Origin of the sequence: Bacillus sp. TL12, from assembly GCF_022625245.1 — a bacterium.
Taxonomy (GTDB): Bacteria; Bacillota; Bacilli; order Bacillales; family Bacillaceae_G; genus Bacillus_A.
In genome coordinates, this window is record NZ_JAJJBY010000005.1 from 62,767 (window position 1) to 84,222 (window position 21,456).

Annotated in this window: 21 protein-coding genes; 16 read left to right on the forward strand and 5 right to left on the reverse strand. The window is 36.1% G+C overall.

The window, feature by feature from the left end:
• The first annotated feature begins 20 nt into the window (after nucleotides 1–20).
• Nucleotides 21–812, forward strand: coding sequence for an inositol monophosphatase family protein (locus tag LOK41_RS06615; RefSeq protein WP_241815777.1), 792 nt, complete (start codon nucleotides 21–23; stop codon nucleotides 810–812).
• Nucleotides 813–856: 44 nt separating this feature from the next.
• Here the strand turns inward: LOK41_RS06615 and LOK41_RS06620 are convergent, their stop codons facing one another.
• A complete protein-coding gene (locus LOK41_RS06620; protein WP_000400124.1) occupies nucleotides 857–1,036 on the reverse strand; it encodes a DUF5325 family protein in 180 nt (59 codons plus the stop codon).
• A 140-nt stretch (nucleotides 1,037–1,176) separates the two neighbouring features.
• Between LOK41_RS06620 and typA the strand changes: the two genes are divergently transcribed.
• From typA to LOK41_RS06635, 3 genes are all read left to right on the forward strand, one after another.
• A complete protein-coding gene (gene typA, locus LOK41_RS06625) occupies nucleotides 1,177–3,021 on the forward strand; it encodes a translational GTPase TypA (protein ID WP_241815778.1) in 1,845 nt (614 codons plus the stop codon).
• Nucleotides 3,022–3,221: 200 nt separating this feature from the next.
• Nucleotides 3,222–3,524: a YlaH-like family protein gene (locus LOK41_RS06630; protein WP_241815779.1), complete on the forward strand. Its 303-nt coding sequence runs from the start codon at nucleotides 3,222–3,224 to the stop codon at nucleotides 3,522–3,524.
• 14 nt (nucleotides 3,525–3,538) lie between these two features.
• A complete protein-coding gene (locus tag LOK41_RS06635) occupies nucleotides 3,539–3,814 on the forward strand; it encodes a hypothetical protein (protein ID WP_241815780.1) in 276 nt (91 codons plus the stop codon).
• Nucleotides 3,815–3,850: 36 nt separating this feature from the next.
• On the opposite strand, the gene LOK41_RS06640 is transcribed toward LOK41_RS06635, so the two are convergent.
• The gene (locus LOK41_RS06640) at nucleotides 3,851–4,051 is read right to left on the reverse strand and encodes a YlaI family protein (protein WP_026049164.1); all 201 of its coding nucleotides are present in this window, start codon (nucleotides 4,049–4,051) and stop codon (nucleotides 3,851–3,853) included.
• A 143-nt stretch (nucleotides 4,052–4,194) separates the two neighbouring features.
• Here LOK41_RS06640 and LOK41_RS06645 point away from each other — a divergent pair, with 143 nt between their 5' ends.
• Both LOK41_RS06645 and LOK41_RS06650 read left to right on the forward strand, forming a co-directional pair.
• Nucleotides 4,195–4,650 (forward strand): pyridoxamine 5'-phosphate oxidase family protein, encoded by a 456-nt coding sequence (locus tag LOK41_RS06645; RefSeq protein WP_241815781.1) that lies wholly within the window; start codon nucleotides 4,195–4,197, stop codon nucleotides 4,648–4,650.
• Between the two features lie 275 nt (nucleotides 4,651–4,925).
• Nucleotides 4,926–6,254 carry a PhoH family protein gene (locus tag LOK41_RS06650; protein WP_174099260.1) on the forward strand — a complete coding sequence of 443 codons (1,329 nt, stop codon included), beginning with the start codon at nucleotides 4,926–4,928 and terminating at the stop codon, nucleotides 6,252–6,254.
• Nucleotides 6,255–6,283: 29 nt separating this feature from the next.
• Here LOK41_RS06650 and LOK41_RS06655 read toward each other — a convergent pair whose 3' ends face one another.
• Nucleotides 6,284–6,781: a molybdopterin-binding protein gene (locus tag LOK41_RS06655; protein WP_241815782.1), complete on the reverse strand. Its 498-nt coding sequence runs from the start codon at nucleotides 6,779–6,781 to the stop codon at nucleotides 6,284–6,286.
• Nucleotides 6,782–6,934: 153 nt separating this feature from the next.
• Here LOK41_RS06655 and LOK41_RS06660 point away from each other — a divergent pair, with 153 nt between their 5' ends.
• The 3 genes from LOK41_RS06660 (at nucleotide 6,935) to pyc (ending at nucleotide 12,304) form a co-directional block, all read left to right on the forward strand.
• Nucleotides 6,935–7,222, forward strand: coding sequence for an Fpa/YlaN family protein (locus LOK41_RS06660; protein ID WP_241815783.1), 288 nt, complete (start codon nucleotides 6,935–6,937; stop codon nucleotides 7,220–7,222).
• Between the two features lie 122 nt (nucleotides 7,223–7,344).
• Entirely contained in the window at nucleotides 7,345–8,529 is a 1,185-nt protein-coding gene (locus LOK41_RS06665) for an FtsW/RodA/SpoVE family cell cycle protein (RefSeq protein ID WP_174099263.1), read from the forward strand.
• 328 nt (nucleotides 8,530–8,857) lie between these two features.
• A complete protein-coding gene (gene pyc / locus LOK41_RS06670; protein WP_241815784.1) occupies nucleotides 8,858–12,304 on the forward strand; it encodes a pyruvate carboxylase in 3,447 nt (1,148 codons plus the stop codon).
• Between the two features lie 75 nt (nucleotides 12,305–12,379).
• Here pyc and LOK41_RS06675 read toward each other — a convergent pair whose 3' ends face one another.
• Complete coding sequence (locus LOK41_RS06675) at nucleotides 12,380–13,327, reverse strand: COX15/CtaA family protein (RefSeq protein WP_241815785.1); 948 nt, start codon at nucleotides 13,325–13,327, stop codon at nucleotides 12,380–12,382.
• Between the two features lie 498 nt (nucleotides 13,328–13,825).
• Here LOK41_RS06675 and cyoE point away from each other — a divergent pair, with 498 nt between their 5' ends.
• The 6 genes from cyoE to ctaG all read left to right on the forward strand — a co-directional run bounded on the left by cyoE (nucleotide 13,826) and on the right by ctaG (nucleotide 19,750).
• Nucleotides 13,826–14,749, forward strand: a complete 924-nt coding sequence (cyoE, locus tag LOK41_RS06680; RefSeq protein WP_241815786.1) for a heme o synthase — start codon at nucleotides 13,826–13,828, stop codon at nucleotides 14,747–14,749.
• A gap of 96 nt (nucleotides 14,750–14,845) precedes the next feature.
• Complete coding sequence (gene coxB / locus LOK41_RS06685; protein WP_241815787.1) at nucleotides 14,846–15,895, forward strand: cytochrome c oxidase subunit II; 1,050 nt, start codon at nucleotides 14,846–14,848, stop codon at nucleotides 15,893–15,895.
• Nucleotides 15,896–15,955: 60 nt separating this feature from the next.
• Complete coding sequence (gene ctaD, locus LOK41_RS06690) at nucleotides 15,956–17,791, forward strand: cytochrome c oxidase subunit I (RefSeq protein ID WP_241815926.1); 1,836 nt, start codon at nucleotides 15,956–15,958, stop codon at nucleotides 17,789–17,791.
• A complete protein-coding gene (gene ctaE / locus LOK41_RS06695; protein WP_000557899.1) occupies nucleotides 17,791–18,414 on the forward strand; it encodes a cytochrome c oxidase subunit III in 624 nt (207 codons plus the stop codon). The genes ctaD and ctaE overlap by 1 nt, the downstream gene beginning before the upstream one ends.
• A gap of 3 nt (nucleotides 18,415–18,417) precedes the next feature.
• Nucleotides 18,418–18,756, forward strand: coding sequence for a cytochrome c oxidase subunit IVB (gene ctaF, locus LOK41_RS06700; protein ID WP_017151147.1), 339 nt, complete (start codon nucleotides 18,418–18,420; stop codon nucleotides 18,754–18,756).
• A gap of 88 nt (nucleotides 18,757–18,844) precedes the next feature.
• On the forward strand, nucleotides 18,845–19,750 hold the full coding sequence (ctaG, locus tag LOK41_RS06705) for a cytochrome c oxidase assembly factor CtaG (protein WP_241815788.1): 906 nt from the start codon (nucleotides 18,845–18,847) through the stop codon (nucleotides 19,748–19,750).
• A 34-nt stretch (nucleotides 19,751–19,784) separates the two neighbouring features.
• Here ctaG and LOK41_RS06710 read toward each other — a convergent pair whose 3' ends face one another.
• On the reverse strand, nucleotides 19,785–20,150 hold the full coding sequence (locus LOK41_RS06710; protein WP_174099269.1) for a YugN family protein: 366 nt from the start codon (nucleotides 20,148–20,150) through the stop codon (nucleotides 19,785–19,787).
• Between the two features lie 205 nt (nucleotides 20,151–20,355).
• Here LOK41_RS06710 and LOK41_RS06715 point away from each other — a divergent pair, with 205 nt between their 5' ends.
• Complete coding sequence (locus LOK41_RS06715; RefSeq protein ID WP_241815789.1) at nucleotides 20,356–21,390, forward strand: CAP domain-containing protein; 1,035 nt, start codon at nucleotides 20,356–20,358, stop codon at nucleotides 21,388–21,390.
• The last annotated feature ends 66 nt before the right edge of the window (nucleotides 21,391–21,456 follow it).

Sequence of the window (21,456 nt, forward strand, 5' to 3'; positions counted from 1 at the left end):
ATAGATCGGAGTGTTTAAACATGCAAGAGGTATGGAAAGAAATCGATACAAATGCGAAGCGGTGGATTCGAGAAGCTGGTGAGCGTTTAATGGCATCATTGCAAAAGACACTTACCATAGAGACGAAATCAAGTGCAGCTGATTTAGTAACGAATATGGATCGAGAAATAGAGCAGTTTTTGATTGGAGAAATTAAACAAACATTTCCAAATCATTATATTTTAGGTGAGGAAGGATATGGGGATGAAGTAGCTTCTTCTGAAGGAGTTGTTTGGCTAATTGATCCAATCGATGGCACGATGAATTTTGTGCATCAAAAAAGAAATTTTGCAATTTCAATCGGCATTTATGAGAACGGTATCGGAAGAATAGGCCTTATCTATGATCCAGTTCACGATGAGCTTTATCATGCTGTAAAAGGAGAAGGAGCTTTTTGTAACGGTGTATCCATTCCTTCTTTAGAGGAGAGTGCCATAGAGAATGGAATAATTGCTTTAAATGCAACTTGGCTCACTGATAATCCATTACTTAATATGGAGAAAATGATGCAACTTGTAAAATTGGCAAGGGGAACACGTTCATACGGATGTGCAGCATTAGAAATGGTTTATGTTGCAACGGGAAGACTAGATGCCTACGTGACACCTCGATTATCTCCATGGGATTTTGGCGGGGGAATGATTATTGTAGAAGAAGTCGGTGGTAAGGTAACGACATTCGCCGGCACGATGCTTTCTATTGTTGAGAAGAGCAGTGTGTTAGTTGCAAAACCTGGAGTGTATGAAGAGTTATTACCATATGTATCACAGTAACAAAAAAGTAAGAGGCTCAAGACGTAGCTTCTTACTTTTTTATGTCACTGTGATTTGCGCATTTTGCGTTTTGTTATAAATCCATATCCGACTGTAACAAATGTACCAATAATGCAAATAATAATACCAATGGGACTATTTTCAGCAATCATAATGCCTATGCCAATTAAGAAAATAACACCGATGATAGCGGTTAATAAAAAGCGATATTGAATGTGTTCCATTTCTTCACCCTCCAATTTCATTTTACTTTCACAAAAGTAAGAATACAACTATATTTTCATTCTTGATTTTATTTTGATTGCCATTGTATCCCCTTCGCTCTTATAATAGAGAAGGATTAAAAAGACACTAGGAGTTGGACATGTTGAAAAAACGACAAGATTTACGCAATATAGCAATTATTGCCCACGTTGACCATGGTAAAACAACACTTGTTGACCAATTATTACGTCAAGCGGGGACGTTCCGTGCAAATGAGCATGTAGAAGAGCGTGCAATGGATTCGAACGATTTAGAAAGAGAACGCGGTATTACTATTTTAGCAAAAAATACAGCGATCCATTATGAAGATAAACGAATTAACATTTTAGATACACCAGGACACGCTGACTTCGGTGGTGAAGTAGAGCGTATCATGAAAATGGTTGATGGTGTTTTACTTGTTGTTGATGCATATGAAGGTTGTATGCCACAAACACGATTTGTTTTAAAGAAAGCTCTTGAGCAAAACTTAACTCCAATCGTTGTAGTAAACAAAATTGACCGTGACTTTGCTCGCCCGGATGAAGTAGTTGATGAAGTAATCGACTTATTCATTGAGCTTGGTGCAAACGAAGATCAGTTAGAGTTCCCAGTTGTATTCGCATCAGCAATGAACGGAACAGCAAGCTTAGATTCAAACCCAGCAAATCAAGAAGAGAATATGAAATCATTGTTTGACACAATTATTGAACATATTCCGGCACCAATTGATAATAGCGAAGAGCCACTTCAATTCCAAGTAGCACTTCTTGATTATAACGACTACGTTGGTCGTATTGGAGTTGGTCGTGTATTCCGCGGTACAATGAAAGTCGGACAACAAGTTGCATTAATGAAAGTTGACGGAAGTGTAAAACAATTCCGTGTAACGAAATTGTTTGGTTACATGGGCTTAAAACGTCAAGAAATTGAAGAAGCAAAAGCTGGAGATCTAGTAGCTGTTTCAGGTATGGAAGACATTAACGTTGGTGAAACAGTATGTCCAGTTGAACATCAAGATGCTTTACCATTATTACGTATCGATGAGCCAACATTACAAATGACGTTCCTTGTAAATAACAGCCCATTTGCAGGTCGTGAAGGTAAATACATTACATCTCGTAAAATTGAAGAGCGTCTTCGTTCACAATTAGAAACAGATGTGAGTTTACGTGTAGATAATACAGAATCTCCTGATGCATGGATTGTATCTGGACGTGGAGAGTTACATTTATCTATCTTAATTGAAAACATGCGTCGTGAAGGATATGAATTACAGGTATCTAAACCAGAAGTAATCATTAAAGAGGTTGACGGCGTAAGATGTGAGCCAGTAGAACGTGTACAAATTGATGTACCAGAAGAATATACTGGTTCTATTATGGAATCAATGGGTGCACGTAAAGGTGAAATGTTAGATATGGTCAATAATGGAAACGGCCAAGTTCGTCTTACATTTATGGTGCCAGCACGTGGATTAATTGGTTACACAACAGAATTCCTAACATTGACTCGTGGTTATGGTATTTTAAACCATACATTCGATTGCTACCAACCAGTACATGCTGGACAAGTTGGTGGACGTCGCCAAGGTGTTCTTGTTTCACTTGAAACAGGAAAAGCATCACAATATGGTATTATGCAAGTTGAAGATCGCGGTGTAATCTTCGTTGAACCAGGTACAGAAGTATATGCTGGTATGATTGTTGGGGAACATACACGTGAGAATGATTTAACAGTTAACGTTGTAAAAATGAAACAACAAACTAACATTCGTTCTGCAACAAAAGACCAAACATCAACAATGAAAAAACCACGCATTATGACTTTAGAAGAGTCATTAGAATACTTAAATGATGATGAATACTGTGAAGTAACACCAGAATCGATTCGTCTTCGTAAAAAGATTCTTGATAAGAGTGAACGCGAAAGAGCTGCTAAGAAAAAGAAATCTGTAGAAGCATAAAAAATGAGGAAGCTGCCTTTTTATGAAAAGGCAGCTTTTTTTATTTAAATATTTTTAGAAAATTTCTTCATTTATCTAGACAGTATTTTTTCTGCAAGGTACTCTTATAGTAGGTAACATAGAGTCTGAAAATGGAGATAAGGCATTACTAGTTAGTGAAAAGTGTTCATAGGGATTTTTTTAGATAGGGGGGAAGTGTAATGATAGAGAGAATGTCATTTTTTGCAAAGTTATACAATGTAGAAACGAATCCAGAAATAGGTATGTGGCTACTTTATGGTACGATGATTATTTTGAGTGTGCTTGTATATAATTTAGGTTTTGCAAGGAAGTTATCGTTATTACAAAATGTTGTGATCTATGTGGTATTAGCGATTGGGTGTACGGTTCTAACTTTTTTTGCGGTATTTTTACCAGTGGGAGAAGGTCTTGTTGTGGCGGCAGCTGTGCTTGGTATTTATAGATTGCGCTTACATCAAGCGCGGAAACAGAGAGTGAATTAGGGAGGGGATGTTTCATGCGCTCTGTACAAGATACATTATATAATTGGTTAACGATTAAAACAGTTGCGGAAGCACGTCCGCATGATGAAGCTGCACAAGAAACTTATATACTGTTCCATAGTATGTTACATGAAGATCATCAATTAAGAGAGGTAACGGTAGAAAAGAAAGAAGATATGTATTTGGTTACGTATGAACAAGAAGGGGAAAAGCATTCTACAAGATTTCCAGTAGAGCTTATAGATTGTTTCTTAGATCAAATGAAACGAGAGCCGGAGAAATATAAATAAGTCCTCATCTGAATGATTAAGGACTTATTTGGCAGTTTACCACTCATCTTCTATTGTTTTATCACGATATAAGTGGAATTTTCCGGTTGCATGGCGTTCCATTGTACGTTCTGCAATACGTTCTGTGCATTCCATGCACATATATGTATGAATAGGACGGTTACGAAGCCTTTTGGCCATAGGATTTTCGTCATCTAACTCTTCTTTTTTATCACAAAGCATGCATTTGACTCTCATTTCGTCACCTCAATACAAATTCTATCGATATAAGTATATCATGTAAATTTGATATTTTTGAACTATAGGGGGAAAAAATAATATTTTTGCAATTCAAAAAAATAAGTTATTATTAGGGTAAAGAAAAATTTGGAGGTGGAAATATGGCAAATGTAGTAGAACCTACATTGACAGATTCTTTAGTTCAATCTTTACGGGAAGGGCATATCATTACAATTGCAACGATTGATTTTGAAAAGACTATTCCAAATGTAAGTGCTATTTCATGGGTATATGCAATGAATAAGACAAGCATACGATTTGCAGTTGATCAACGCTCTCGCATTGTGGAAAATTTACGCCATCAGCCAGGGCTTGTACTTACTGTGATGGCAAATGAATCTGTATTTTCCATTAGCGGTGAAGCAAAGATTTTAAAGGAGAGATTGGAAGGTATTCCGCTTAAGTTAACTGTAGTAGAAGTATCTGTTCAAGAAGTGCGTGATGTTATGTTTTATGGAGCAAAGCTTACTTCGGAACCAACATATGAAAAAACATATGATCTTCGTGCTGCTGAAAAACTTGATAATCAAGTTTTGACAGCAATGAAAGAATTATAGAAATGGATGAACGCGAGGAGTTTCATCCTTTTTTATTCTTTCAGCCAAAGTAAATAGCTGAACTTTGTTACATGTTAGAATATAAATTTTGCAGAAAGAATACGATACCTAGTAATAAATATGAAAAAATGACGAAGAAAAGTTTTAATTTCTATGAATTTCGATTCTACCTCGTTAATACATTACATATAATTATAACAATGGTTCGTCCATATCACGATCATGGATGAAACCCTTGTTCTACAAATTTAAAAGTGGAGTCAGGGGGTAACAGGTTGGATAAAATTTATGTGTTAGATACGAATGTACTTTTGCAGGATCCTTTATCTATTTTTTCTTTTGAAACAAATGAGGTAGTGATTCCAGCAGTTGTATTAGAAGAGGTTGATTCGAAAAAACGCTACATGGATGAAGTTGGACGAAATGCTCGTTATGTATCTAAGTTGATAGATAAATTTCGCGAATTAGGAAAATTGCATGAGAGTATACCTCTTGAAAATGGAGGGACATTTCGTATTGAATTAAACCATCGCTCATTTGTTCAACTGCAAGATATTTTTGTTGAAAAAACAAACGATAATCGTATTTTAGCTGTGGCGAAAAATTTATTTTTGGAAGAGCAAGAAAAAGAGAATGGAAAGTCTGTCATTTTAGTCAGTAAGGATGTGCTTGTAAGAGTAAAGGCGGATGCTCTTGGTTTACAAGCTGAAGATTATTTAAGTGATCGTGTAATTGAAGTGGACAATATATATTCAGGTTTTTTAGAAGGCTACATATCAAAAGAAAAATTAAATCATTTTTATGAAAAAGGAGAGCTTCCTTTATCAGAAATTGCAAATCATCCATTTTATCCGAATCAGTTTATTGTGATGAAAGATGCGCTCGGTGGTTCTAGCTCTGCACTTGGAATTGTTGATTTTTCAGGAAAAAAAGTGAAGAAACTGGTTTTTCATAATGAGCAAGTTTGGGGAATACGTCCGCGGAATGTGCAGCAAACTATGGGATTGGAATTATTGCTTCGTGAAGATATTCCGCTTGTAACATTAACGGGTAAAGCGGGAACTGGAAAAACTTTACTTGCGCTAGCAGCTGGCCTTATGCAAACAGAGGATTTAGGATTGTACAAAAAACTCCTCGTTGCCCGGCCGATTGTTCCGGTTGGAAAAGATATCGGTTATTTACCAGGGGAAAAAGAGGAAAAATTAAGACCATGGATGCAGCCGATTTTCGATAATCTAGAGTATTTATTTAATACAAAAAAACCAGGTGAATTAGATGCGATTTTAGCGGGAATGGGTTCAATTGAAGTAGAGGCGCTTACTTATATAAGAGGGCGAAGTATTCCAGATCAATTTATTATTATTGATGAAGCACAAAATTTAACAAAACATGAAGTAAAAACAATATTAACAAGGGTTGGAGAAAAGAGTAAAATTGTCTTAATGGGAGATCCGCAACAAATTGATCATCCTTACTTAGATGAATATAATAATGGTTTAACGTATGTTGTAGAGAAATTTAAAGAACAAAAAATTAGTGGACATGTAAAGTTTGTAAAAGGAGAACGTTCAAATTTAGCGCAGCTAGCAGCAGATTTATTATAAAAAGGAGTGGGACTTTGTCCCACTCCTTTTTATATAATTGTAAACTTACGGATGTCTCGAATTGGATTGTTTATATTAGAGCCATTACCAAAATAAAGGTGGACAGGTCCGTCTTCTCGTAATGGTTTTCCGTCTTTTGAAAATCCAAGAATAATTTCGTTTGCTTCTTCTAATGAAAGACTGATGATATCATGCAGTGTATGGATTTCAACATGTGTCGCTTCAGCTTTAATTCCAGCGTTTTTTAAAAAGGGATGAAGTGGTATACCAAACGTTCCTGTAATGAGCTGTTCTTTTTTGAATTTTTTTACACTCTTTTGAATAGGTGGGAAAGCGGCACCATCACGGATTTCACGATCCCAATGTTCAGAAGTATGCTTGAGATAGTCTTCTAATTCAGATTTTTCTTCTCTCGTTTCGGTGAAGTAAGTTGTTAAATCTACTTTTCGATCATCAAAAATCCAAACGCTTGGATCAAGTGTGATTGGAAAACGGACTTTCCCGTTTATAAATAAAATTTCACTCATTGTTGTTCCCCCATTTGTAATATGTTCCCACTTTTCAGTATAATAGCATTAGACACGATTGTCACAAAAAATGTTTCTATTGCAATTTATGAAAACTATCGCTAATATTAATAGATAGGATAGGAGAGTAGGACGGAAACGGAGGGAATCAATTTGGCGTCTGAGACAGTAGCAAATCATCAGGAAAAGGCACTTGCCCTTCTACAAGCGGATGCGGAGAAGATTTTAAGACTTATTAAGGTGCAAATGGACAACCTTACAATGCCGCAATGTCCATTATATGAAGAAGTGCTCGATACACAAATGTTTGGGCTATCCCGTGAAGTTGACTTTGCGGTTCGTCTTGGTCTTATTGCAGAAGAGCAAGGAAAAGATATGCTAGGAGAGCTCGAACGGGAATTATCGGCACTTCATGAAGCGTTTACAAACAAGCAATCGTAACGGGTTCAAATAAGGGGGCTCAAACTGACTAAGTTTGAGCTTTTTATTTGTATAATAAAGCAGGAAGAATTCTAATACATATGGAATACAACAATTAAACGAAAACAGAAAGAGGATATTGAATGAAAAAAGTATGGAAGTCGATGGATTATTCATTATTGCTTCCACTTGTTATTTTATGTGTACTGGGAGTTATAATGGTATACAGTGCTAGCTCTATTGTAGCGATTACAAGGTTTGAAAAAGCGGCTAATTACTTTTTTAATAAGCAATTAATAGCATTAAGTATAGGTACAGTATTGGGGTTAGGGATAATCGCTGTGATTCCATACCAGTTTTGGAGAAAAAGAATTGTTTTATTACTCATGATGCTAGGAAGTATTGGTTTGCTATCGTTAGCGTTATTACTAGGAAAAGAAACTAATGGTGCGCAAGCTTGGGTATTTGGTATACAGCCAGCTGAATTTGTTAAACTAGCTATCATTATCATACTCGCGCGTTTCTTTGCAAGAAGGCAAGAAACGGATACCTCAGTATGGAAAGGATCGGCAGGTACAATTCTGTTTATAGGGTTAATCATATTTTTAATCCTAAAACAAAATGATTTGGGGACAGTTCTGTTAATCATTGGTATTGTCGGAATTATGTTCCTTTGCTCAGGTATTCCGATTAACAAGTGGATAAAGCGTATTTTATTAAGTACAATTGTATGGATTCCGCTTTTGTATTTAGTTGGTAACTTTGCATTGAAGCCTTATCAAAAAGCACGTTTTTCAGTGTTTTTAAATCCGTTTGAAGATCCACAAGGTGATGGGTTCCAATTGGTAAATTCTTTTATTGGTATTGCTTCGGGTGAATTAAACGGAAGAGGTCTTGGGAATAGTATACAAAAATTTGGATATCTACCGGAGCCTCATACAGATTTTATTATGGCAATTATATCGGAAGAGCTTGGTTTTATTGGAGTAGCGATTGTTTTGATTAGCTTATTGCTTATTATTATTCGTTCACTTCGAATTGCTCAAAAGTGTAAAGATCCATTTGGAAGTTTAATTGCTATAGGTATTGCTAGTATGCTTGGCGTACAGACGTTTGTTAATATTGCTGGTATGTCTGGGCTAATGCCTCTTACTGGCGTGCCTTTGCCATTTGTCAGTTATGGTGGCAGTTCTTTAATGGCGAACCTATTTGCAATGGGGATATTATTGAATGTGGGTAGTTATGTGAAGCGACAAGAGAAACAAAAAGAAAAACAACAAATAGTGAAAAAAGAACCAGGTGAACCACATCTTGTTGTTGTGAAATAAAAAGGCTTTGTGTTTGATGCACAAAGCCTTTTTATTATGGTCTTTTAAATAAGTTATACTTTTTGGGATTAAAACATCAATAGAGTGTCATATTTATTTTAATGTGTTATACAATAAAGCTATCAGAAAAAGAAGAGTTGTGCTATACTATTTTTGTGAAACAAATTGATCAGAAAACTTATCATTTGTTGAAAAATAAGGTATGATGTATAAAAATAAAGTGAAGCTTTCCGATTATAGTTTAGAAAAGAAAGTGAAGAACTTCACGCTCTTTAGAGCGTGTACCTATTTAATCTCTAGAGTGGTAGGAAAGTAGAGGGGGAAAATCATGACAAAGCTGCAACGTATTCAAAAAGTATTAGTAGCTAACCGTGGAGAAATTGCAATTCGTGTATTCAGAGCTTGTTCAGAACTTGGATTAAACACAGTTGCAATTTACTCAAAAGAGGATAGCGGTTCTTACCATCGCTATAAAGCAGATGAATCTTATTTAGTGGGAGAAGGAAAAAAGCCAATCGATGCCTATCTTGATATTGAAGGTATTATTGAGATTGCGAAAAGCAATCATGTGGATGCAATTCACCCAGGATATGGTTTCTTGTCAGAAAATATTCAATTTGCTAGACGCTGTGAAGAAGAAGGGATTATCTTTATCGGACCAAAAAGTAAACATTTAGATATGTTTGGAGATAAAGTAAAAGCAAGAACGCAAGCGCAATTAGCTAATATTCCAGTTATTCCTGGTAGCGATGGACCTGTTAATTCACTAGAAGAAGTTGAAGAATTTGCTAAAAAGTATGATTACCCGATAATTATTAAAGCATCACTTGGTGGTGGTGGCCGTGGTATGCGTATCGTACGTAACGGTAATGAATTAAAAGAATCTTATGATCGTGCAAAATCAGAAGCGAAAGCAGCTTTTGGTAACGATGAAGTGTATGTTGAAAAATTCGTTGAAAAACCTAAACATATAGAAGTCCAAATATTAGCCGATGAAGAAGGAAATGTTGTACATTTATATGAACGTGACTGTTCTGTACAACGTCGTCATCAAAAAGTAGTTGAAATTGCACCAAGTGTATCGCTCCCAGATGAACTTCGTCATCGTATTTGTGAAGCGGCAGTAAAGCTAACAAAAAACGTAAACTATTTAAATGCTGGTACAGTTGAATTCCTTGTAAAAGGTAATGAGTTTTATTTCATTGAAGTAAATCCACGTGTTCAAGTAGAACATACCATTACAGAAATGATTACAGGAATTGATATTGTACAGTCTCAAATTTTAATTGCTGATGGACACTCTTTACATAGTTCAACAGTGAGTGTACCAAAACAAGAAGACGTCGTTGTGCATGGATATGCAATCCAATCTCGTGTAACAACAGAAGATCCACTTAATAACTTTATGCCTGATACAGGAAAGATTATGGCATATCGTTCTGGTGGTGGTTTTGGTGTTCGTCTTGACACAGGTAACAGCTTCCAAGGAGCCGTTATTACGCCGTATTATGATTCATTACTTGTTAAAGTAACAACTTGGGCACTTACATTTGAACAAGCAGCGGCGAAAATGGAGCGTAACTTAAAAGAGTTCCGTATTCGTGGTATTAAAACAAATATTCCATTCTTAGAGAATGTTGTAAAACATAAGAATTTCTTATCAGGAGAGTATGATACATCGTTTATCGATGCTTCACCTGAACTGTTCGTCTTTCCAAAGCGTAAAGACCGTGGAACAAAGATGTTAAGTTACGTAGGTACGGTAACAGTAAATGGTTTCCCTGGTGTAGGAAAGAAAGAAAAACCGATTTTCCCGGATGCACGTATACCAAATTTGAAACATTCTGAACCAGTTCAAAATGGAACGAAACAAATTTTGGATGAACGTGGTGCAGATGGGTTAGTAAAATGGGTACAAGATCAAAAACGTGTACTATTAACGGATACTACATTCCGTGATGCACATCAATCATTACTTGCAACACGTATTCGTACAAAAGATTTAAACACAATCGCTGAGCCGACAGCTAGAATGTTACCAAACTTATTTTCAGCGGAAATGTGGGGCGGTGCAACATTCGATGTTGCGTATCGTTTCTTAAAAGAAGATCCATGGGAACGCTTATTAGAACTTCGTGAAAGAATGCCAAATGTTTTATTCCAGATGCTTCTTCGTTCATCGAACGCAGTTGGTTATAAAAACTACCCAGATAATTTAATTCAAAAATTTGTAGAATGTTCAGCGCAAGCTGGTATCGATGTATTCCGTATTTTTGATAGCTTGAACTGGGTGGAAGGTATGAGAGTTGCTATTGATGCTGTAAGAGACAGCGGTAAAATTGCAGAAGCAACAATGTGTTATACAGGGGATATCCATGATCCAATGCGTAGTAAATATGACTTGAATTATTATAAAAACTTAGCAAAAGAATTAGAAGCATCAGGAGCGCATATTCTAGGTATTAAAGATATGGCGGGACTATTAAAACCTAATGCAGCTTATGATTTAGTTTCTGCTTTAAAAGAAACGGTATCGATTCCGATTCACCTTCACACGCATGATACAAGTGGAAATGGTGTTTTAACGTATACAAAAGCAATTGAAGCGGGTGTTGATATTGTCGATGTAGCTGTAAGCTCAATGGCTGGTCTGACATCGCAACCAAGTGCAAATACGTTATATTATGCGCTAGGTGGAAATGAAAGACAACCAGATGTGAATGTGGATTCATTAGAAAAACTTTCACATTACTGGGAAGATGTTCGTAAATATTACGCATCATTTGAAAGTGGTATGAATGCACCTCATACAGAAGTATATATGCATGAAATGCCAGGTGGTCAATATAGTAACTTGCAACAACAAGCGAAAGCAGTTGGTTTAGGAGATCGATTTGATGAAGTGAAAGTGATGTATCGCCGTGTAAATGATATGTTTGGGGATATTGTAAAAGTAACACCTTCATCAAAAGTTGTTGGCGATATGGCATTATTCATGGTACAGAATCATCTTACAGAACAAGATATTTTTGAGCGTGGCCATTCGCTAGATTTCCCAGGTTCTGTTGTAGAAATGTTCTCTGGAGATCTTGGACAGCCTTACGGCGGTTTCCCGAAAGAATTACAAAAAATCATTTTAAAAGGGAAAGAGCCATTAACAGTAAGACCAGGAGAATTATTAGAACCAGTTGATTTTGACGCTTTAAAAGAAGAGTTATTCCATAAGCTTGGACGTGAAGTAACGATTTTTGATGTTGTTGCATATGCACTATATCCAAAAGTATTTATGGATTATCAAAAGGTAACTGGACTTTATGGAAATGTATCTGTACTTGATACACCAACATTCTTCTATGGAATGAGACTGGGTGAAGAAATTGGTGTGGAAATTGAACGTGGTAAAACATTAATTGTTAAATTAGTGTCAATTGGTGAACCGCAACCAGATGGAACGCGTGTACTTTACTTTGAATTTAATGGGCAACCACGTGAAATTGTTGTGAAAGATGAAAATATTAAAGCAACAGTTGCGCAACGTGTGAAAGGGAACCGTGAGAATCCAAATCATATTAGTGCAACAATGCCAGGGACAGTCATTAAAGTCGTTGTAAACGAAGGCGATGAAGTGAAAAAAGGTGATTCCATGGCAATTACAGAAGCGATGAAAATGGAAACAACGGTTCAGGCGCCATTCAATGGGAAAGTAAAGAAAGTACATGTAAAAGATGGCGATGCGATTCAAACAGGAGATTTACTGATTGAATTAGAGCAATAATCATAAAGAAAAGAGCTACTTAAAAGTAGCTCTTTTCTTTATATAAAAATAATAAATCATCATAATGGTAAGTTATTAAAAGGATTGTTTATTTTGCGTTGTAGTGGATTGTTGGGTCTTTTTTTCATTTGCTGTGCTTCGTGTACCTAACATAACTAAATAGCATAGTACAGCAAAGAGGCAAGATATAAAGAGCGAATGTAACAAAGCCATTGATAAACTTGCATTTGTATAAACGACTAAAATACCAACAATTGCTTGAAGTGTAACAAGAATAAACGAAATAATCCATCCCCAATATATCACTCGTTGCTGTTTGTAGTGGCGAATAGCAAGAATCATCGCGTATAGGATCCAAGCGAATATTAATATTGCAGCAGCCCTATGTCCCATTTGCACCCATTCATGCAATTGAGTAGGCCATGGTCTACTTTTACTACAAAGTGGGAAGTCTGGACAAGCTAAACTAGCACGCTCATGACGTACTAAAGCTCCCGTATAGACAACAATATAGCTGTAAATTGTTACACCATAAATATGAAATTTCATTTTTTTGTCCATAATGAGGGACCGTGCATCGAATTTTTTGTCAATCTCAAAAATAAGACATGCTAGTAAAATAACAGAAGCAAATGAAATTAAGGAGATACCAAAATGAATAGCAAGTACAGCAGGTACTTGTCCCCATACAACTGCGGCTGCTCCCATTAATGCCTGCGCAACTAGAAATACAAAGGATAAAATAGCAAGCGTTTTTGTTTCACGTACATGCTTATAATATTTCCATGATAGTACACAAAGAAGTGTAACGAGAATTCCAGCAGATCCTGATGTTAAACGGTGACTTAGTTCAATAATCGTTTCCATTGATAAATTTGAAGGGACGAGTTCACCATTACAAAGTGGCCATGATTTACCGCAACCTTGTCCTGAACCTGTTTTTGTAACTAAAGCCCCTCCTAATAAAACAAATAATAGGTCGAGACTTGTAATGACTGCTAACCATTTAATAAAACGTTGCAATCTTTTCACCATCTTTCTGTTATGAAGTTATTGCGAAATATTTTCATTCCATCAATTTTATAGAACAAAACGCGCTACAGTCCTATGATATATAAAAAATAATAAAATAGCAAAGGAATGGGAGGATTGATAAAGTGCTTGCAAAAAACAAAAAAATGGAGTGAAAAACACCTATTTTAGGGGAAAATACTTCTATTATAAAAAGAAATAGGGGGAATATATGCCAAATATGACAAAATAGTTTATTATAGAAGATAATCTCATGTTATGATAGGGAGTAATAGGAGAAACTTTTTTGTTGTTCGACACAAAAAGTTCATGTTTTCTTCACAAATTATTTAGGAAATATGATTTAATATATTCGAGTATGAGCGTAGATTAGTAGTAGAGTAAGAAAACAACATTTCTACTGTAATAATATTGCTAAATAGAAGCGTACTACTCTTGTAAAGTAAAGACGCGAAAGAAGGATGAAAGTTTTAAGAGGGGGTTGAAATGATGAACCATGCAACAAGTGAGCTGCATGATGAGTCAGCTATAACAGATGTGCCGGAAACAACACGTGTACAAGATTTATTAGCGCTCGTTAAGATGGGGATTGTAAACTCGAATACACTTACGGTGTTTACAGGATTTTGGTTAGCTTTACATTTTAATGGATTGAATGCTGCTAACCATTTGGATAAAATGTTCTTTACAATTGTCGGTTCTGCTTTAATTATGGCAGGATCATGTAGCTTGAATAATTATATTGACCGGGATATCGATCATTTAATGGAACGGACAAAAAATCGTCCAACCGTAACCGGGAAATATAAACCTAGTTTTGCGTTAACATTAGGTATTACTTTACTGCTTCTTGGTTTTGTATTCTTGTTATTTACAACACCAATGGCAGCAATTATAGGTTTTATTGGTGCTTTCACATATGTTGTTTTATATTCGCTTTGGACAAAACGAGCATATACACTAAATACAGTAGTAGGTAGTGTATCTGGAGCAGTTCCACCTTTAATTGGTTGGGCAGCAATTGATCCTAGTTTAGATCATCCGATTGCTTGGATGTTATTTTTAATTATGTTTATTTGGCAAATCCCACATTTCCTCGCATTAGCGATGAAACGTGTTGATGAATATCGAAATGCAGGCATTCCAATGCTTCCTGTTGTACACGGATTTGATATTACAAAACGTCAAATCATGATTTGGACAGTATGTTTATTACCATTACCATTTTATATGAGTGGACTTGGAGTAACATTCATGGTAATTGCAACATTGCTTAACATCGGATGGATTGTATTGGGATTCTATGGATTCCGTAAGAAAGATGACATCAAATGGTCCGTACAAATGTTTGTTTACTCCTTGAATTACTTGACAATCTTATTTGTGTCAATGATTGTAGTTACATTCTTCTAAGACAACGACATGAGGGGATTTCTTTACGTTGAGATTTACTTTACTTACTATAAATAAAGTACAATCTAATTCACAAAGAAAGTGGGGGTTGTTTGTATGAAGAAACAGTGGCGACTGCTTTCATTCGTTTCACTGCTGGCTTTACTGTTAGGGGGATGCGGTAAAGCCTTTCAATCTACTTTAATTCCGCAAGGTGAAGTAGCAAAAATGCAATATGATTTACTCTTGTTAGCAAGTGCGATTATGGTAGGCGTTGTACTTGTAGTTACTATTATTTTCTTGTATGTAATTGTGCGTTTCCGACAAAAGAAGGGTCAAGAGGATTATATCCCAGAGCAGGTTGAAGGAAATCACAAACTAGAAATTATATGGACAGTCATTCCAATTATTCTTTTGCTAATATTGGCTGTTCCGACTGTTACATATACCTTCAAGCTTGCTGACGTAAGTGCGATGGAGAAAAAGAATATTGATAAAGATACAATCGTTGTTGATGTAACAGCGAATCTTTATTGGTGGGAATTTTCTTACAAATCAGAAAAGATAGTAACTTCGCAAGATTTAGTTATCCCTACAGGTAAAAAAGTGTATTTGAATCTGAAAGGTGCTGATATTAAACATTCGTTTTGGGTTCCATCTTTAGCTGGAAAAATGGATACGAATACAGATAATGTCAACAAAATGTGGTTAAAGGCAGATAAATCGGGCACTTATAATGGTTTTTGTACAGAATTTTGCGGCCCATCACATTCTTTAATGCAATTTAAAGTAAAAGCTGTTGATGAAAGCGAGTACAAAACTTGGATTGCAGATATGAAGAAACTTGATGGCAAGAAGGAAGTAGCTTCTACAAAAGAACAAGAAGGCAAAGAAATATTCAACAAAAGCTGTATCGGTTGTCATGCAACTGGATCAAATGATAGTAGACCACCTTCTGCACGTATCGCACCGAACCTAGCGAATTTTGCTGATCGCGATATGGTTGCCGGCATTGCTGAAAATAATGAAGAAAACCTAAAAAAATGGCTAAAGGATCCTGAAAATATGAAGCCAGGAAATAAAATGACTGGTAAATATGGCAACTTAACGGATAACGAAGTAGAGGCGTTAAATGCCTATTTGAAAACGTTAAAAGTTGAGAAGTAAAGAGGGATTATTTGCGAAGGGGAGGTTGAAAACGTGAGTTCTGTAGCAAAGAAACAGGGGATGGGTGCTGTTATATGGGATTATTTGACGACAGTAGACCATAAAAAGATTGCCATTCTCTATTTAATTGCAGGTGGATTATTTTTTATCATCGGCGGAATAGAAGCATTATTTATCCGTCTTCAATTAGCCATTCCAAACAATGCTTTTCTTGTTGGGGATGCTTACAATCAAGTATTAACAATGCACGGTACAACAATGATTTTCCTCGCAGCTATGCCGCTCGTGTTTGCATTTATGAACGCTGCTGTGCCACTTCAAATTGGGGCACGCGATGTGGCGTTTCCATTTTTAAATTCACTTGGATTTTGGTTGTTTTTCTTTGGTGGAGTATTTTTAAACTTAAGTTGGTTTTTGGGAGGAGCACCTGATGCAGGATGGACATCTTATGCATCGTTATCACTTGCTTCTAAAGGACATGGTGTTGATTTTTATGTGCTAGGATTACAAATATCGGGTATAGGTACACTGATTGGTGGTATAAACTTCCTAGTCACAATTATTAATATGCGTGCACCTGGAATGACATATATGCGTATGCCGATGTTTACATGGACAACATTTGTAACGTCTTCACTTATTTTATTTGCCTTTCCACCATTAACAGTCGGATTGGCACTACTTATGTTAGATCGCCTATTTGGTACAAGTTTCTTTAACCCAGCTTTAGGGGGGAATACGATTATATGGGAGCATTTATTCTGGATCTTCGGTCACCCAGAAGTGTACATTCTTATACTCCCAGCTTTCGGAATATTCTCAGAAATCTTCGCTACATTTTCTAAAAAACGCCTATTTGGTTATTCGTCTATGGTATTTGCAACAGTGTTGATAGGATTTTTAGGATTTATGGTATGGGCGCATCACATGTTCACAGTTGGTCTTGGTCCTGTTGCGAATGCTATTTTTTCAGTGGCAACAATGGCAATTGCAGTTCCGACCGGTATTAAAATATTTAACTGGCTCTTTACCATGTGGGGCGGGAGTATCAGGTTTACAACGCCAATGATGTGGGCTGTTGCATTTATTCCATCATTTGTAATGGGTGGGGTAACAGGGGTTATGCTTGCTTCAGCTCCTGCTGATTATCAATTCCATGATAACTATTTCGTTGTGGCGCATTTTCACTACGTAATCGTTGGTGGGGTTGTATTTGGATTATTAGCAGGCGCGCATTATTATTGGCCGCTTATGTTTAACAGAGTATTAAATGAAACACTCGGAAAAATCACATTTTGGTTGTTCTTTATCGGGTTCCATTTAACATTCTTTATCCAGCATTTCCTTGGTTTAATTGGTATGCCGCGTCGTTACTTTACGTATTTACCAGGACAAGGATTGGAGACAGGGAACCTAATTAGTTCAATTGGTGCTGTATTTATGGCTCTTGGAACGATTGTTCTTTTATTCAATGTTGTAAAAACATCGTTGTCTAAAGAAAAAGCGGGCCGCGACCCATGGGATGGCCGCACATTAGAATGGACAATGCCAGCACCAACGCCAGAATATAACTTTAAGCAATTGCCGTTCGTTCGAGGGCTGGATCCGTTTTGGATTGAGAAACGTGAAGGGAATAAAGAAATGACACCAGCAGAGCCTGTTAGTGACATTCATATGCCGAACTCTTCATTTTCGCCATTTGTTATATCGCTTGGATTATTTATAGCGGCATTTGGTGCAATGTATATGCAAGGTGGAAAAGATAAGTTTTGGTTATTAGTTGCAATTATTGGGCTTATCATTACGTTTGGTGCAATGTTCTTCCGTTCAGTAATTGATGATCATGGGTATCATATTCATAAAGAAGATTTGGATGATAAGGGGGGCACAGCGTAATGCATGTAGAGGAAAAATTAACAAATGAAACATTTCCAGCAGAGCCTGAAAAAGCAACCCTTGAGGGGAAAAATAAGTTTGTTGGATTTTGGCTATTTCTTGGAGGCGAAACAGTATTGTTCGCTTCCTTATTTGGCACATATTTAGCGTTGAAAAATTCTACAAATGGTGGCCCCACTTCTCAAGAAATGTTTCAAATGCCACTTGTCTTTATTATGACAATGCTTTTGCTAACAAGTAGTTTAACAAGTGTGTATGCGATGTATCATATGAAGAACTTTAACTTTAAGCAGATGCAGCTTTGGTTAATTGTTACAGTATTATTAGGGTTAGGGTTTTTAGGGTTTGAGATTTATGAATTTTATCATTACACGCATGAATTCAAACATACGATGAGAAGTAGTGCATTTGGTTCAGCGTTTTATGCGCTTGTTGGGACTCATGGATTACACGTGTTGTTTGGATTGCTATGGATCTTAACATTAGTTTTTCGGAATGCAAAGCGGGGACTGAATTTATATAATGCCCCGAAGTTTTATGTTGCATCTATTTACTGGCACTTTATTGATGTAGTTTGGGTGTTTATTTTCACTGTAGTATATTTGATGGGAATGGTGGGATAAACAATGGCGATAAAGCAAACAAATACAAGTAACTCAAAGGTAGATCTCGTTTATCGTAGAAAAAAAAGTGCAGAGGAAATGAGGCATCAAGTGATTACATTTGGGTTAATGATTTTCTTAACGATTGTAGCTTTTGTGGCAGTCGCTTATCCGAAAACATTTAGTCCTCTTTTTTCAGTACCATTTATTTTATTACTAGCTGTTGTGCAAGTAATATTTCAATTGTATTATTTCATGCATATGAGTCATAAGGGACATGAAGCAGCAGCCTTTTTTCTATATTCGGGATTATTAGTAGGGTTGCTAACAATTTTAGCTTTTATGACGATTGTGTGGGTTTAAAAAAGTAAAGGCTAGGGAGCATGAAGTCATCTTCGCTCCCTTTTTCCTATGAGGGTAAGGAGTTCATATTGAAAGGGTGGGTGTAAAAGTGAGCAACTTATGGATATTTGGTTTTCAAGCTTTATGGAGCCCGATCTTTTTACTGTTTATGGTTTCTATCCTTATCTGTTACTTTCTTATTATCGGGCCATATAGGAATCGGTTCGAAAATGCAGAAAAGGTAAATAAAAAACAGATATTTTATTTTACGACTGGGATTGTCCTATTATATTTTGTAAAGGGCGGACCTATTGATTTACTAGGACATATTGTGTTTAGTGCGCATATGTTTGAAATGGCCGTAATGTTTATCGCGGTACCACCATTGTTATTATTAGGGATTCCGGTTTGGCTATACAAATATATTACTTCTTTTCGTTTTGTCCAAGTGATATTGACCGTTTTTGCTAAACCACTTATTGCTCTGTTTGTCTTTAATGGATTATTCTCCATTTACCATTTACCTGTTGTGTTCGATGCTGTAAAGCAAAATCAAGTTGCTCATCCTATTTTTCTAGCTGTTATATTTTTCACGGCAATGATGCTGTGGTGGCCAATGTTAAATCCACTGCCGGAATATCAAACATTAAGTGAGATTAAAAAAATCGGTTATATGTTTGCGAATGGTGTATTATTAACACCAGCTTGTGCATTAATTATTTTTGCAAGCGAGTCGTTGTTTGCTACATATACAGATCCTAGTGCATGGATGAAAGCGATGGAACTTTGTGTACCTGCAGGAATGCTAACGGATTTAAATATAACTGGACCAGAATTTTTACACTGGATGCCGATTGTACAAGATCAACAAACAGGTGGCATTATTATGAAAATTGTCCAGGAAATAGTGTATGGTACAATTATTGGTTATGTATTCTTTAAATGGGCACGTAAAGAACGCAAAAAAGATGAGGAACAACTACAGGCAGTGCCTCCGTATTTGCAAACGAAATAAAAGAGGCATGTCCATATGGGCATGCCTCTTTTAGTTACTCGATAATTTGAAATTCCTTCAATTCTTTTTCGATATTTTGCAAAAGTTGTTCGCTTTTTTGAAGTACATTTGTAGGGAAATTTTCATTCTCTCCATATTCAACACCATGTGGATAATAATGTTTTCCTAACAATGGAGGAAGTAATTTAACTTGTGCATGCCTTCCTCCGATTTCTCCTTCTATAGCAAGTCCTTGTACCCGTAAATAGTATACATCCTTTAATATTTCAAACTTATAGTCGTATGTAACTCGCTCATAATCCCATTGCCCAGCGAGTACAAAATGTTGATTTTGCATGACCTCCGTTAATAATGTGAAATCAACTACTGCACCAATAATTTTTGAATGTGTAAATTGCATGGAACCCCTCCTTATTTTTATTTGAAACTCTTTAATTTTATAATAGTATGAATAATGAGAAATCGCAATTCGTATTGAGAGAAAAGGGTGAATCACGGCTTTTTTTATGAAAGTATGATATAGTGAAAATAGTACGGTACACACAAAAAAAGAAGGAAATATTTGTGTATATCTCAATTTCGTGTTTGACCAGGAGGTATATTGTTTGAAAAAATTATTACGTATCGTAATGATTACGGTTTTTATTTTAGCAATTGATTTATACGGGAAATTACTCGTTTCGCAATATATATTACCGCCATCTCATTCCAAACAGGAACATAAGATTGTTAAGAAAAAGAAACAGATAAATGAAGGGTTCCCAGAGACAATCTCTCAATTAATAGGTAGCGACTCGGAAAGTTTATTAGCAAACTGGGGTGAGCCAGCTCGAATTGAACCTTCTGCGTATGGCTATGAGTGGTGGATTTATAATCAAGATTTATCAAAGTATGTACAATTTGGTGTTGCAGAACATAAAATTGTAACAGCTTATGTTGGTGGAAACCAGTTGGATATTGCTCCATTTCGGATGAATGAAAAATATGAAAATGCTTATAAAAAAAGTCCATTTTCACATGAAATTTCGTTGAAGGAAGGAAGGAGTAGTTATCAATTTGAATTATCTGATAATGAAATAACAGAACAACCACTTGTTTCAATAGAGGATGGTTGGGCGCAATTATATTTTGATAAATTCACACATGAACTTGTTGGAGTTCGGTATATGGATGATGAGACATTGCTTCGACAAAGACCGTATCAGCTTGTATATTCTGGAGAATTAGAGGGAAATCAGCCAATCACTCCAGAAAAAATGACACAAATAGAACACGGGAACATGCAACAAATTTTAGATTTAACGAATATTATCCGTAGTCGTCATCAGTTGCCATTACTAATGTGGGATCAACAAACTGCTGAAGTGGCTTTAGGACATAGTAAAGATATGAAAGAAAATAATTATTTCTCACATGATTCACCAAAGTTTGGGACTTTAGGTGATCGATTACAGCGTGGTCAAGTTGCATTTCAACTCGCAGGTGAAAATATAGCAGCGCAACATACTGATGGGATCGCGGCAGTACAAGGTTGGCTGAATAGTGAAGGACATCGAAAAAACTTGTTAAATGACCAATTTACTGGGCTAGGTGTTGGAGTATTTGATAAGTTTTATACACAAAATTTCATTAGGAAATAGGAGAAGGTGCATGAATCGTTAAAAAATAGGCGAACCATGCGCCTTTTTTTTCTTACAATATAGTAG

Coding starts and splice junctions, on each gene's coding strand:
- LOK41_RS06615 (WP_241815777.1), top strand. CDS start 21: ATGCAAGAGGTATGGAAAGAAATCGATACAAATGCGAAGCGGTGGATT.
- LOK41_RS06620 (WP_000400124.1), bottom strand. CDS start 1,036: ATGGAACACATTCAATATCGCTTTTTATTAACCGCTATCATCGGTGTT.
- typA (WP_241815778.1), top strand. CDS start 1,177: ATGTTGAAAAAACGACAAGATTTACGCAATATAGCAATTATTGCCCAC.
- LOK41_RS06630 (WP_241815779.1), top strand. CDS start 3,222: ATGATAGAGAGAATGTCATTTTTTGCAAAGTTATACAATGTAGAAACG.
- LOK41_RS06635 (WP_241815780.1), top strand. CDS start 3,539: ATGCGCTCTGTACAAGATACATTATATAATTGGTTAACGATTAAAACA.
- LOK41_RS06640 (WP_026049164.1), bottom strand. CDS start 4,051: ATGAGAGTCAAATGCATGCTTTGTGATAAAAAAGAAGAGTTAGATGAC.
- LOK41_RS06645 (WP_241815781.1), top strand. CDS start 4,195: ATGGCAAATGTAGTAGAACCTACATTGACAGATTCTTTAGTTCAATCT.
- LOK41_RS06655 (WP_241815782.1), bottom strand. CDS start 6,781: ATGAGTGAAATTTTATTTATAAACGGGAAAGTCCGTTTTCCAATCACA.
- LOK41_RS06665 (WP_174099263.1), top strand. CDS start 7,345: ATGAAAAAAGTATGGAAGTCGATGGATTATTCATTATTGCTTCCACTT.
- pyc (WP_241815784.1), top strand. CDS start 8,858: ATGACAAAGCTGCAACGTATTCAAAAAGTATTAGTAGCTAACCGTGGA.
- cyoE (WP_241815786.1), top strand. CDS start 13,826: ATGAACCATGCAACAAGTGAGCTGCATGATGAGTCAGCTATAACAGAT.
- coxB (WP_241815787.1), top strand. CDS start 14,846: ATGAAGAAACAGTGGCGACTGCTTTCATTCGTTTCACTGCTGGCTTTA.
- ctaD (WP_241815926.1), top strand. CDS start 15,956: ATGGGTGCTGTTATATGGGATTATTTGACGACAGTAGACCATAAAAAG.
- ctaE (WP_000557899.1), top strand. CDS start 17,791: ATGCATGTAGAGGAAAAATTAACAAATGAAACATTTCCAGCAGAGCCT.
- ctaF (WP_017151147.1), top strand. CDS start 18,418: ATGGCGATAAAGCAAACAAATACAAGTAACTCAAAGGTAGATCTCGTT.
- LOK41_RS06710 (WP_174099269.1), bottom strand. CDS start 20,150: ATGCAATTTACACATTCAAAAATTATTGGTGCAGTAGTTGATTTCACA.